Origin of the sequence: Thalassospira sp. MCCC 1A02898, assembly GCF_001618185.1 — a bacterium.
Lineage (GTDB): Bacteria > Pseudomonadota > Alphaproteobacteria > Rhodospirillales > Thalassospiraceae > Thalassospira > Thalassospira tepidiphila.
On record NZ_LPXK01000009.1, the window covers coordinates 164,178 to 176,967 of the forward strand.

Genomic DNA, 12,790 nt, shown 5'->3' on the forward strand with positions numbered 1-12,790 from the left:
GACAACCTACTCCTCGAGAAGGGTTTGGGCGATTGCCTCTATATCCTGGGCGGCATCGCAGTTTGGATGACGGGTCAGAAGTGGCGTCTGGTTGCGAATGCATTCCGATACCTTGGAATCCGCACGAATAACGCCAAGCAGCGGCGGTGAAATCTTCAAAAAGCCCTCGCACGCCTTGAGAATCTTGTTGTAGATCGCCTGACCTTCTTTCTTGTCCTTGGCCATATTGACCACCACCCGGATATCGGTTTTCGGGCGGGCCATATGGGTGATCTTGATAAAAGCATAGGCGTCGGTCAAAGAGGTCGGATCGCCGTTGGTAATCACAATCACCGTATTGGCAAGGCCGGTCATCTGACGCACGCCTTGATCAACACCGGCACCAAGATCGATCAATACCTTATCATATTCCTTGCCGGTCTGGAGCAATTCGTCCGACAGCGCCTGAAGCCGGGTGGCCGGCAGGTTGGCAAGACTGCCCGAGCCGCTGCGTCCGGCAATGATATCAAAATCACCATCGGGGAAGTGGGTTACCGCGTCTTTCAGGCTGATCCGCCCGGCAATCACGCCGCCCAGATCATATTTCGGCATCAGGCCGAGCTGAATGTCGATGTTGGCCAAGCCAAGGTCACCGTCAAACAAAAGGGTCTTGTGGCCTTCGAGAACCATCGCATGGGTGAGCGTAATGGAAAACCAGGTCTTGCCAACGCCGCCTTTGCCAGATGCAACTGCAAGGACATTGCGGCCTTTGGCCCGCGGGGCAGATTTGGGTGATGCATCAGACTTGGTAGTCATTTCACGACCTCGGAGAAGCTCGGTTTCGCGGTATCAGCGCGATGGGACGGTATCAGAAGTTTTGCCAAGGCAAGGGGACTAAGGGCGGTGAGGCCGTCCGCAACCTGGGCTGTCATACTGACATTACAAAGGGAAAGATTTCCTGAATCGGCTCCATATAGCGCACCGCCAAGTCGGGCGGCAACATCAAGTCGCGAGATCACGACACGTGTTGCGCCACCATCGGCAAAGGCATTGGCAATGTCAGCCGCCTCATAGGCATCAATCCCCGCAGGGTTCACCAGTACCGGTTCACTCGGCACCGCTTTCATGAATTCACGAAGCGTGCCAATTTCGGTTTCAAGATAGGGGTTGCAGCTTGCCGTATCGATCAGGATGACATCGGCTTCGCGGATTTCGCCAAAGCGCGCCTTGAGATCGTCCGGTGATTTCGCCGCAAGCAGATCAATCTTGAGAATTCGCGTAAAGGCCTCAAGCTGGGCCATGCCGCCGGCACGTTTGTAATCGGTTGAAAGAACGGCAACTTTGCGTTTTTTCATCACCGCACGTGCCGCGGTTTTGGCAACCGCCAGTGTTTTGCCCGATCCGGGCGGGCCGACAAAGGCCAGCGCGCGCGGCGTGTTCTTTTCCGGCAGGGGCGAGAAATCAAAGATTTCATCAAGCGCACCGGCCAGCAATTGTTGCTCAGATGCAGCAGCCGTTTCGCGCCCCATCAAATCGCACAGGCGAATGCGCAGCCGTTCCGGCAAATTATGCCGCGTCAGGGCGGCCTCGACCGCATCAAGCTGTTCCTGAAGGGCAGGGGCCGGGCCGTCGTCATCGCCATAGTCGGGATCACGATCAAGGGCGGCGGTCAGGCGCACACCACTGCCGGGGATATCCTGGGTGGAGACGATGATGGCATCAGTGCCCATGTGCTCTTTAACGAGCCCCATCGCCTCGGTCATGGTGGGGGCGGTGAAGGTCTTAAGACGCATTCAGTTCCCCCCGGTTTTTCATGTCCGCAAGCAGGGCGGTTTGGTTGATCATGCGCATCACACCTGCCCCAGCGTTTTCAGCTGTGCCTTGGGGTGGATTTCGTTTTGCGACATCACCACGGTGCTCGGGCGGAAACGCTCAACGATGGATCGCACATATGGCCGGATGCCCGGGCTGGTCAGAAGGACCGGGCTTTCGCCCATCATGCCAAGGCGCTCGAACGTTGTTCTGACCTTGTTGATGAATTCCTGAAGCTGGCTTGGTGGAATGGAAAGCTGCTTTTCCTCGCCCTGACCAACAAGGCTTTCGGCAAAGATCTGTTCCCACTGCGGCGACATGGTCACCAGCGGAATGACGCCATCCTGATTGGTATTCACATCTGACAACTGACGCGCCAGTCGTGACCGGACATGTTCGGTCATGAAGGTCGGGTTGCGGGTAAAGGCAGTTGATTCGGCAATGCCTTCAAGGATTGTCGGCAGATCGCGGATGGAAACGCGTTCGGTCAGAAGGTTCTGCAATACGCGCTGAACACCGCCGACGGAAACCTGACCCGGAACGATATCCTCGACCAGTTTTTTCTGGTCTTCATCAAGTTCATCAAGCAGCTTTTGCGTTTCGGCATAAGACAGCAGTTCGGGCATGTGATCCTTGATCACTTCGGTGATGTGCGTCGTGATCACGGTTTGCGGATCAACCACCGTATAGCCACGGAACATTGCCTCTTCCTTCATGCCCTGTTCGATCCACATGGCCGGCAGGTTGAAGGTCGGCTCCATCGTCTTTTCGCCCGACAGGGTAATTTCCTCGCCGCGTGGATCCATCACAAGCAACATGTTCGGGCGCAGATCACCGCGGCCTGCCTCGATCTCCTTGACGCGGAGCACATAGGTGTTGGCGGGCAGTTGCATGTTGTCCTGAATGCGCACCGATGGCATGACAAAGCCCATGTCACCGGCAAGCTGGCGACGCAGTGCCTTGATCTGATCGGTAAGTTTCTGACCGCGTTCGGTACTGATCAGCGACAGCAAGCCATAGCCGAGTTCAAGACGGACATAGTCCATACGAAGCGCATTGGCGATGGGTTCTTCCGGCGGCGGGCCGGCGGCATCGGCCGCGGCCTGGGTTTCTTTCATCTGTTCTTCGGCAACGGCTGCGTTCTGGCGTTTGCTCATGTAGTAGGCGAGATACCCCAACCCGATCGCCAATCCGAGGAACCAGATCATCGGAATGCCCGGCAGAAGGGACATGCCCCCCATCAGGGCGGCGGCAACGCCAAGGGCCGCCGGATAGTTACTGACCTGCCCGAAAACGGCCTTTTCGGTTGCGCCATCAAGGCCACCCTTGGTGACCAGAAGGCCTGCTGCGGTCGAAACGATCAGGGCCGGGATCTGTGACACCAGACCATCGCCCACGGTCAGGATCGTGTAAGTTTCGGTTGCCTCGGCAAGGGAAAGGCCCATCTGGGCGGTGCCGATGATGATGCCGCCAATCACGTTGATAAACGTAATCAGAATACCGGCAACTGCGTCGCCACGAACAAACTTCGATGCACCATCCATCGACCCGAAGAAGGAACTTTCATCTTCCAGTTCCTTGCGGCGGGCCTTTGCCTGTTCTTCATTGATCAGGCCCGATGACAGGTCGGCGTCAATCGCCATCTGTTTGCCGGGCATGGCATCAAGGGTAAAGCGTGCTGCGACCTCGGCAATACGACCGGAACCCTTGGTGATAACGACAAAGTTGATGATGACAAGGATGGCAAAGACGATAATCCCGATGACGAAATTGCCCGAAATCAGGAAGCTGCCAAACGCCTCGATCACGGCACCGGCGGCATGCGTCCCTTCGTGCCCATAACCAAGGATCAGGCGGGTTGTCGCAATGTTCAGCGCAAGCCTGAGCGACGTCGCCACCAGCAGGATCGTCGGGAAAGAGTTGAATTCAAGCGGCTTCTGGATGAACAGGGATGTCATCAGGATCAGCACAGAGAAGCTGATCGAAAGGGCCAGCATGAAATCAAGCAGCCAGGGCGGCATCGGGAACATCATGACCACAAGGATCATGATAAAGCCGAGCGCCATGGCGATATCGCCACGTTTCATGGCCGAAGCGACACGCGACTGAATGGCGCCGAGATTTAACCCGCCCGGCGCACCGCCGCCGGGGCCGTCAGAGCCGCCGGAACCAGTCGGTGTGATGTCTTGACCTTCGGCCATTGTCTTTGCTTGTTACCCTGTTGCTTGCTCGATGTTCGTTGCGCTTTTACCTGCCTTGAAGATGGGGACAGCGCGCCGAAATTTCATGTTCAGTCGTGACCGTCGCCCGGGGCCGGTACAGCAAGTCCTTCGTCGGTATACTGGCGCAACTTGTTGCGCAGGGTCCGGATGGAAATGCCAAGAATGTTGGCCGCATGGGTGCGGTTGCCAAAGCAATGCTTGAGCGTATCAATAATCAGATCACGTTCGACATCAGCAACAGTGCGCCCGACAAGTGCCGAGGTCACAGAACCGTTTCCAGCCGTGCTTTCATCGGATGCACCGTCATCGCCGCTGTCGGTGTCATGATCCCGAGAAGGGGCCTCATTCGCCGGTGCGGATGGGGTAGATGGTGCAGGGGCTGGTGCGCTGGGTTGATAGGCCGATGATGCCGCGCCATAGGCGGCATTGGCACTGGCATAGGCCGAACTGGCGCGTGCCGTCGTAGATGGGGCCGGTGCAGATGCAGATGGTGCCGGGGCCTGCGATACGGGGGCTGTGGCTGCCGGGGCAGGTGCGTTGCTTTCGCCAGACAGCATGATGGCTTCTGGCCCGATTTCATCAGGACCGGCGATCAGAACCGCGCGATGCATGGTGTTTTCAAGTTCGCGGACATTGCCCCGCCAGTGGTGAGACAGCAGACGCTGGATCGCAAGTGGGCTGATCGGGCGGACCGGAACGTCATTGGCATCAGAGTATTTTTTGACAAAGAATTCGGCGAGAACCGGGATGTCATCGGGACGTTCACGCAGGGACGGGATGTCGAGATTGACCACGTTCAGGCGGAAATACAAATCCTCGCGGAAGTTGCCGGCATTGACTTCGGCCTCAAGATTGCGGTTCGAGGTCGCAAGAATTCGAACATCGACCTTAACGGGGCTTTTGCCGCCAAGCCGGTCAATTTCCTTTTCCTGAATGGCACGCAGAAGCTTTGCCTGAAGACGCACATCCATTTCACTGATTTCATCAAGCAAAAGGGTACCGCCATTGGCTTCTTCGAACTTGCCGATACGTCGTGCCTGGGCACCGGTAAAGGCACCCTTTTCATGGCCAAACAGTTCGGATTCAAGAAGGTTATCGGGGATGGCCGCACAGTTAACCGCTACGAACGGCTTGTCCGAACGATTGGACTTGCGGTGCACATAGCGCGAAATGATTTCCTTACCGGTGCCGCTTTCACCCGTGATCAGGATGGATGCCGAACTGTTGGCCACCTGACTTGCCAGTCGGAGAGTCTCGGCCATGCGCGCATCGCGATGGATCAGGGCGTGGCTTTCTTCGGTGACGGCTTCGAAAATTGCGGCAATCAGGTCGGCTTCGGGTGGCAGGGGGATGAATTCCTGGGCACCTGCCTTAATCGCATTGACCGCACCATTAACGTCATTGCCGATACCACACGCGACAACCGGGGTTGTGATGCGTTCAGCAACCATGCCTTCAATCAGGGCGGCGACATCAAGGGTGATGTCCGCCATAACCAGATCAATCCGGTTGCCCGCCCGCAGGATGTTAAGCGCAGTCGTGACACTTTCGGCCAACTGGACCGAAGCGCCGCGCGCCATTGCGATCTTGCTGGCTGCGCCTATCTGTCCGCCCAGTCCACCAACGATCAGTACCTGCATCGTATCATCTCTTTCCGATCAGTTTCGGGGACCCGGCGCATCACAAAAGCATTGATGCGCCAGAACCACCATATTCACATTCACGATCAATCGAAGTAACTGACGCGTTTTGACGGCGGCAGGATCGAGTTGATCAGCATTTCCAGACGACGGGGGTTTTCCTGTCGACCGATGGAAACAGCACCAACCATGTAGACCGAATTCAAAAGTTCCTCGTCGCTGGAGTTGCGTTCAAGCTTCCCGGCAAGCGGCATGAACACCATGTTGGCCAGAACCGCGCCATAGAAGGTCGTCAAAAGCGCAACAGCCATCGACGGACCAATCGATGACGGATCATCAAGGTTCCCCAGCATCTGCACCAGACCGATCAGCGTCCCGATCAGACCCATTGCCGGTGCAACGTCACCGGCCTTTTTCATGATGTTGGCACCTTTCTGGTGGCGGCCGATGGTGGCGTTCATGTCCTTGCGCATGATGGCTTCGACTTCCTCGGGCGGGGTGCCGTCAACGACAAGCGACAAGCCTTTCCAAAGGTATTCTTCGCTTTGCAGGCTATCAAGATGCCCCTGAAGGGACAGCACGCCGCCTTTGCGGGCGATTTCGGCAAGCTGAAGAATTTGAAGTGCCGCATCCGCCGGATTGCGCGATTTGTGGAAAATCGTGCGCATCAGCACTTTGCCAGAGCCGAGAAACTCGCCCAGCGCAAAGCTGACAGCCGTAATGGCTGCTGTACCGCCGATAACAATTAGGACAGAGGGGATATCGATAAACGCACCCGGCGATCCACCAAAGATGATTGCAGCAATCACCAACGCAAAGCCAATGGCCAGTCCCCCGACTGTCGCAATGTCAAACGACGTTTTAGTCCCCCCTTCGGCCATAGTCGGATATCCTCTCTTACGTTAGCTTTTCTCGGATTTGATGATTTCCGTCATGGTCACACCAAGCCGGTCTTCCACGACCACCACCTCGCCGCGTGCGACGAGACGGTTGTTCACATAGATATCAATAGCTTCACCAACTTTACGGTCAAGCTCTACCACGGCACCACGACCAAGTTTCAGCAATTGGCTGACTTGCATGGTTGCTTTGCCAAGAACTGCCGAAACCTGAACGGGAATATCGTACACGGCTTCGAGATCCTTGGAAGTCTTCATCTGCTCGCTGCCGGCTTCGGCCGCAGCAAGAAGTTCGGTCCCTTCGCCCTCGAGTTCGATGTTATCGTCGTCGAGCTCCGAGAGTTCCAGATCGTCATCATCAGCCATTTTCGTCTCCTGCGTCTTTGGTCGGTTGCTTCACAGCAGCCGTTTCATCGGCTGTGGTCGTCGGGTCTTCCTGCGCAGCCGTCTGTTCGGTTCCCGGGCTGGAATTACCAGGCTGTGCAGGGCCTTGCGCTGTCGCCGTTGTCTGGTCTTTTTGTGGTTCAGGCTTGTTTTTCGCCTGATCTGTAATGTCTGGTTCCGGTGTCGGCTGTGGCGGCGGTGTCGTGTCCGTTTCCGGTCCGTGCATCGCGCCATCGGTGGTTGCCGATTCAGCCTTCGTATCTTCTTGCAATGTTTGCATATTCCGCGCCGCGGTGCCATCGCCTTCTTGCGTATCAGAGCCGGGCTCAGCAGGTTCTGCGGTGGATGGCATCTCGGGTGTGATCTGATTTACGGTTTCGGCCTGATCCGGTGCCGGTCCGGTCGATTGAACAGGAGCAGAAGGCTGTGCCGGGGCTTTCGCCTCGGGGGCGAGGCGGCTTTCCTGAACTTCAGGATCGCCCATATCGCTTTCGGGCAGATCATGGTCGTTGGCATGCAGGGTCAGTGCGTTGTCGATGATGGCGTTGATTTCCGACCATATCCGCGCACTGTCGCGAACCGCCGTGCCATCGCCCCAGGATACCTGACAGTCACCCATTGCGACGTCCGGTTCGCCAACCACAACAACCTTGCCGGAAAAACCACGAGAGTCTGCGATGCGCTGGGCGGCGGCACCGACTTCTGTCTCAAGGTCGGGATTGACCTTGATCATGACTTTCGGCGCTTCAAACAGGTTGGCAAGACATTGGCGCACGATGTCTTCGATTTCGGTCATCTGGTACTGCTTCGACCAGGCCGGGGCCAGCTTGCGGATGACACCAAGAGCAACGTGAATGGCGTCTTCGTTGATTTTGGCGTTGGCGCGCTTTTGCTGCTCGTCAATCTGGGCGAGCTTTTCGGCAATTTCGGATTCCACATCGCCAACCGCCTTTTCAAGCGACGCCATGATTTGCTGATGGGCTTCGTCAAAGCCTTGTTTGTGACCTTCGGCAAAACCCTGTTCGTGGCCGCGCTTTTCGGCATCGGCGACCATCTGTGCGCCCTGTTCCTCTGTATAGACAGGCGGCGGGGGCGGCGGGGCTTCCTCTTCTTTCTTTTTCTTCTTTTTCGTGCTCAGTTCGTAATGCTCATCCTCTTTGCCTGCCGAACGGATTACGTTGTCGGCATCGTCGAAGCTGAGTGAGAATGTGAACTTTTCAATGGCCGTCATATCGAACTGCTAAAACGCCTTGAGCAACAAAAGGAAGGCAGCCCTGCGGCTGCCAGTGAGCCGATAACTGTCAGGAGAATTAGCTCTCCTGATACAGCCAGTTGCGAATGATCGAGAGAGCTTCTTCCGGGTGTTTCTCCACGATCTCGCCAATCTTCTTGACCGAGGATGCTTTCACGCGACCTTCAACCTGCGACAGGTTGATCAGTTCTTCGCCGTCATCCATGCCAGGTGCCATCGGAACAGGTGCCGGACCTTCAAGAGCCGGCGTGCCGTCGGCGGTCATGTCATCGGCAAGAAGCTGACGCTGTGCCATATCTGCCGCACTCGGCAGAGTTTCGAACGCACGGGTCAGAAGCGGGCGTACCACCAGCAGGATGACGAGGATGGCAACAATCGCCAGCACCAGCATTTCGGCGATGCGGAAGATCTCAGCCTTATCAAGGCCAAGGAAGGTCTCGATCTCTTCATCCGGGAACAGGTCGGCAGTATCAGCAAACTGCATGTTGATGACTTCGACCTGATCGCTGCGCTGCGGGTCATAGCCTATGGCACTGCGCACGAGTGCTGCGATCTTTTCAAGGTCTTCCGGTGAGCGTTCCTGATACAGGCGCTCGCCATTTTCATCAGTAGTGTAGGTGCCATCAACAAGGACGGCAACCGTCACACGCGAAATCTCGCCGATTTCCTTGATCTGTGTGGTGGTTGTTTTGGAAATCTCGTAATTGACCGTTTCTTCGGTGCGGCTTTCCTGACTTTGGGTTCCTGCACCGTTGGCGGCATCAAAATTGGCATCCGGCAGATTGTTCTGAAGCGTTACCGGATCTGTGCCCTCGGTCTCGGAATTGGTCGCGTTTTCTTCAATCGTTTGGCTTGAACGAATGACGCGCTCATCCGGATTAAACCGCTCATTGGCGGTCGTAATCTTGTTGAAGTCCATTTCGACCGAGACTTCGGCGCGGACTTCGCCGTAACCAAGGGAGCGCGACAGAAGATCTTCGATGGTATTGCGCAGGCGGCTCTCGGTGCGAATGCGCATTTCATCGGCGGTCTGGGTCAGGAATGTCGACGACTGTTGTTCGCCATCACCGCGCGCAAGCAACCGGCCACGTTCATCAATGATCGATACCTTGCCCGGATCAAGCTGGGGCACCGCGGCAGCCACAAGGTGCTGGATGGCGACAACCTGTTCGGGTTTCAGTTCGCCACCGGCCATCTTGACCGCGATAGAGGCACTGGCTTCCTGGGTCTCGCGCGAGAACATCTGACGTTTTGGCAGAACCAGATGAACACGTGCCTGCTGGATCGCTTGAATGGATGCGATCGTGCGGGCCAGCTCGCCTTCAAGGGCGCGAACATGGTTGATGTTCTGTTCGAAACTGGTGGCGCCAAAGCCGTCTGAGTTGTCAAATACTTCATACCCGACAGAGCCGCCGGTCGGCAGGCCGCTTTCGGCCATGGTCAGACGCATGCGGTTGACCTGATCGGCCGGGACAAGAATTTCGGTACCGTTGTTCAGCAACTGGTACTGAACCTGCTGGTCTTCGAGGCGATTGACGATCTGGCTGGCGTCTGCCGGATCCAGATCGCGATAGAGCAGTTCCATATTCGGGGCTGAAACACGCATGATCAGGAATGCAAAGAAGACAAGCAACAGCACGCCCACGCCACTGATAGCCATCAGCCGCGTTGGTCCCAGACCTTTAAGTGTTTGTAACAAGCCGCCCACGTTCGACTGCTCCGAAACGAAAATTTACCACTGTCCCCATGCGGATCGATCCGTGCGGAATACGACCAGCATTAACAACGAATAGTTCTCCATGCTGAAGAACAGGTTAACAACCGGCAATTTTTGCCCAGTCATCGGATTCAAATTTATCAGTGATTTGAATCGCTTGGATATTTAATGACCGAATTGTTCTGCCCTTAATGTAGTGAGTCAATCGGGCAAAAAGAAGCCCGGCAATTGTGCCGGGCGAGTCTCTATTGGTGCAATATGTTTCAGGGCGGGCTAACGCCCTGAAACAGATGTCAATTACCGTTTGATACGGATCAGCTCGTCGAGCATTTCATCGGTCGTGGTGATCGTTTTGGTGTTCGCGGAGTAGGCGCGCTGGGTAACGATCATGTTGGTGAATTCCTCACCAAGATCGACGTTGGACCCTTCCAGTGCCGATGCCACAACGTTACCGGCACCGTTCAGGCCCGGTTCACGCAGCAAGTAATCACCCGACTCACGTGTCTGGCGATAAACGTTACCAGTGTGGTTTTCCATTTCATCAGGGGCTTCGAAGGTTGCGATCGCCAGCTTATAGACCGGGCGTTTTACACCGTTCGCGAATTCTACCTGCAGGAAGCCTTCCTCGGTGAAGGCATAGTTCACCATGGTCCCGGCCTGCGCACCGTTCTGGTTGATGAAGTGCGTGGTGTATTCAACAAGGTTACCGTTCGCATCCGAACCGGCGGCGAACTGGGTAATGCCGTTGCCAAGGCCGATTGTGCCGAAATCAAGGGTGAATTCGCTGGTGTCGGAACCATTGGTCCATTCAGCCGAGATATCAGTGTCGACCAGACTGCCGTTTACACCAATGGTTGTGGCACCGATGGTCGCCTGAACACCCGTAAAGCTCTGAAGGTTACCAGAACCGTCGAATGTGATCGTTCCAGCCTGGATCAAGCCATTAGGATGATCGGTGGTATCAAGTTCACCGGTCGTGGTGTTACCGATAAGTTCGAAGCCCCAGCGGTTCTGGCCCAGCTTGACAACCTGAAGGTTCACAGTGTGTGCCGAACCAAGGGAATCATAGATCGTGACGGGCATCGAGTTGTCTTCGGCAACTGTTCCGGTTGCAAGGTTACCTGCAGTGTAGGTCGGTGCGAGGGTGCCTGGGACACCAGGAACCGTAATGCCCGTTGCACTAAATGGTGTACCGGTGACGTTGGCAAAGGTCACTCCTTGATCGGCAAAAGCAGCCGTGAGTGTCAATGTGTCATTCGTGCCGGTTGTGGTGGTAGTGGCATTGATACCGGTCACAGCACTAATGGCGGATGCCAGATCTTCGAGCGTATCACCCGTATTGATGGTGATGGTCGTCGTTGTGCCGTTGTGGGTGATGCTGAACTGGTCGCCGTTGTTGATGCCGGCAAGTGTCGTCAGATCGGTCGTATCATAGTCGAGACCCGTGGTGGTCGAGGTCGCCGTGCCGCCGGTAACAGCCGTTTCGTCCGAGTTCAGGTTGGCACCGAATTCGATAGTGGTGGTAGACGCAGCTGCCGTCAGAATCGAGTTGATATCAAGAACCTGAAGGTCGGTCACAGCCGAGCTGTTTGACGTTGTGGCGTTGCCGTTTCCATCAAGAAGGCCGCCATCACGGTCGGTCGCCCAACCCTGAACATAGTAGCCTGCTGTGTTGCGCAGATAGCCGTCATCATCCGGCTTGAAGTCACCAGCACGGGTAAAGAACAGCTCGTCATTGGTACCCGGCGATGCGGTGCCGCGAACGATGAAGAAGCCATCTCCCGAAATTGCGGCTGCCGTGGTTGACGAGGTTGCCTGCAACAGCCCCTGCTTGCTGATCAGTGCGGTCGGATGGAACCGGACTCCACCAGGCGTGTAGCGGGTATCTGTTGCGGACTCAGTCACAAGGGTAGAAAAGCGTCCGACACTCCCTTTGTAACCGATCGTGTTTAGGTTCGAGATGTTGTCCGAGATGACGCCCAGGTTCTGAGACTGGGCATTCAGGCCGGAAACACCGGAAATCATTGCACCAAAAAGGCTCATTTTTCTTCTCCTGTTTCACAGGGTGTTGATCAAATCCGGATGAATGCCCTAGGCGGCTTCTTCCTGCTGTTCAGATCCGGAGTTATCCCCGGTATTCGTTTCTGTATTATCGGTATTGTCAGTGCCGGTATCTGTGCTGTTCGCGCCCAACTTGACGTTGGTAAGCGTCGAGAACGGCACAGAGACATCACCAAGACGGAGATAGATGTCGGTATCGTCGATATCGACACTGTCGACAGTACCGATGATGCCAATCGCGACAGAGGCCGGTCTGCCCTTGTCATCCTTGAAGGTGTCACCGTTTGCGGCCATCGGTTGAACAACCAGCGTGTAGGCACCTGCGTCCTGTTCAACACCATTGTTGTTTTTGCCATCCCAGGTAAAGGTCTGGAGGCCAGAAACATCGGTGAGTTCTTCGGAGTAGATCGTTTTGCCGCTCTGATCCTGAATTTGCAGTTTCATACGGGGAACTTCCGGCGCGACATTGTATTTGTAGGTGAGCTCTTCGCCTTCTTCGCGCCAGTTGGTGTCACCAACGGCCTCGATTTGCGCACCGACATAGGACAGCGCAGAGAGCTGACGCTGCTGCCCCTGCATTGCGAGCAGGTCTTCGAGGTTCTTGTTACTCTGAATGCCTTGCTCAACCTGGGCGAACTGGCTCAGCTGATCGGTGAATTTGTCACTTTCCATCGGCGAGGTCGGATCCTGGTTCTTGAGCTGCGTAGTCAGCAAGGTCAGAAACGTATCAAAGTTTTGCGCTAGCTGACTGGCAGAGCTGCTTGAAGCAGCATTTGTGTTGGACTGAGAAAGGCCAACGTTTGTCAGGGATGAAACGGTCATGG

The 12,790-nt window shown here is 55.9% G+C and carries 10 protein-coding genes; all 10 read right to left on the bottom strand.

Annotated elements, in window-relative coordinates; all coding sequences use genetic code 11:
- Window positions 1-6 precede the first annotated feature (6 nt).
- The 10 genes from AUQ41_RS07465 to AUQ41_RS07510 all read right to left on the bottom strand — a co-directional run bounded on the left by AUQ41_RS07465 (window position 7) and on the right by AUQ41_RS07510 (window position 12,788).
- Complete coding sequence (locus AUQ41_RS07465; protein ID WP_063087468.1) at window positions 7-795, bottom strand: MinD/ParA family protein; 789 nt, start codon at window positions 793-795, stop codon at window positions 7-9.
- The gene (locus tag AUQ41_RS07470; protein WP_063087470.1) at window positions 792-1,772 is read right to left on the bottom strand and encodes a GTP-binding protein; all 981 of its coding nucleotides are present in this window, start codon (window positions 1,770-1,772) and stop codon (window positions 792-794) included. Before AUQ41_RS07470 ends, AUQ41_RS07465 begins: the two co-directional genes overlap by 4 nt.
- A gap of 57 nt (window positions 1,773-1,829) precedes the next feature.
- Entirely contained in the window at window positions 1,830-3,992 is a 2,163-nt protein-coding gene (gene flhA, locus AUQ41_RS07475; protein ID WP_008891635.1) for a flagellar biosynthesis protein FlhA, read from the bottom strand.
- A gap of 89 nt (window positions 3,993-4,081) precedes the next feature.
- A complete protein-coding gene (locus tag AUQ41_RS07480) occupies window positions 4,082-5,653 on the bottom strand; it encodes a sigma-54 dependent transcriptional regulator (protein ID WP_063087472.1) in 1,572 nt (523 codons plus the stop codon).
- Between the two features lie 86 nt (window positions 5,654-5,739).
- Window positions 5,740-6,534 carry a motility protein A gene (locus AUQ41_RS07485; RefSeq protein ID WP_008891637.1) on the bottom strand — a complete coding sequence of 265 codons (795 nt, stop codon included), beginning with the start codon at window positions 6,532-6,534 and terminating at the stop codon, window positions 5,740-5,742.
- 21 nt (window positions 6,535-6,555) lie between these two features.
- Entirely contained in the window at window positions 6,556-6,918 is a 363-nt protein-coding gene (fliN, locus tag AUQ41_RS07490) for a flagellar motor switch protein FliN (protein WP_008891638.1), read from the bottom strand.
- Window positions 6,911-8,167, bottom strand: a complete 1,257-nt coding sequence (locus AUQ41_RS07495) for a FliH/SctL family protein (protein ID WP_063087474.1) — start codon at window positions 8,165-8,167, stop codon at window positions 6,911-6,913. The genes fliN and AUQ41_RS07495 overlap by 8 nt, the downstream gene beginning before the upstream one ends.
- Before the next feature lie 79 nt (window positions 8,168-8,246).
- Entirely contained in the window at window positions 8,247-9,848 is a 1,602-nt protein-coding gene (gene fliF, locus AUQ41_RS07500) for a flagellar basal-body MS-ring/collar protein FliF (protein ID WP_008891640.1), read from the bottom strand.
- Between the two features lie 354 nt (window positions 9,849-10,202).
- Window positions 10,203-11,948 carry a flagellar hook protein FlgE gene (locus AUQ41_RS07505; RefSeq protein ID WP_063087476.1) on the bottom strand — a complete coding sequence of 582 codons (1,746 nt, stop codon included), beginning with the start codon at window positions 11,946-11,948 and terminating at the stop codon, window positions 10,203-10,205.
- A gap of 48 nt (window positions 11,949-11,996) precedes the next feature.
- Entirely contained in the window at window positions 11,997-12,788 is a 792-nt protein-coding gene (locus AUQ41_RS07510; protein ID WP_063087478.1) for a flagellar hook capping FlgD N-terminal domain-containing protein, read from the bottom strand.
- Window positions 12,789-12,790 lie beyond the last annotated feature (2 nt).

Bases quoted from the DNA above. Each gene is read 5' to 3' on its own strand.
- fliF (WP_008891640.1), bottom strand. From the start codon at position 9,848: ATGGCTATCAGTGGCGTGGGCGTGCTGTTGCTTGTCTTCTTTGCATTC.
- AUQ41_RS07505 (WP_063087476.1), bottom strand. From the start codon at position 11,948: ATGAGCCTTTTTGGTGCAATGATTTCCGGTGTTTCCGGCCTGAATGCC.
- flhA (WP_008891635.1), bottom strand. From the start codon at position 3,992: ATGGCCGAAGGTCAAGACATCACACCGACTGGTTCCGGCGGCTCTGAC.
- AUQ41_RS07480 (WP_063087472.1), bottom strand. From the start codon at position 5,653: ATGCAGGTACTGATCGTTGGTGGACTGGGCGGACAGATAGGCGCAGCC.
- AUQ41_RS07470 (WP_063087470.1), bottom strand. From the start codon at position 1,772: ATGCGTCTTAAGACCTTCACCGCCCCCACCATGACCGAGGCGATGGGG.
- AUQ41_RS07465 (WP_063087468.1), bottom strand. From the start codon at position 795: ATGACTACCAAGTCTGATGCATCACCCAAATCTGCCCCGCGGGCCAAA.
- fliN (WP_008891638.1), bottom strand. From the start codon at position 6,918: ATGGCTGATGATGACGATCTGGAACTCTCGGAGCTCGACGACGATAAC.
- AUQ41_RS07510 (WP_063087478.1), bottom strand. From the start codon at position 12,788: ATGACCGTTTCATCCCTGACAAACGTTGGCCTTTCTCAGTCCAACACA.
- AUQ41_RS07495 (WP_063087474.1), bottom strand. From the start codon at position 8,167: ATGACGGCCATTGAAAAGTTCACATTCTCACTCAGCTTCGACGATGCC.
- AUQ41_RS07485 (WP_008891637.1), bottom strand. From the start codon at position 6,534: ATGGCCGAAGGGGGGACTAAAACGTCGTTTGACATTGCGACAGTCGGG.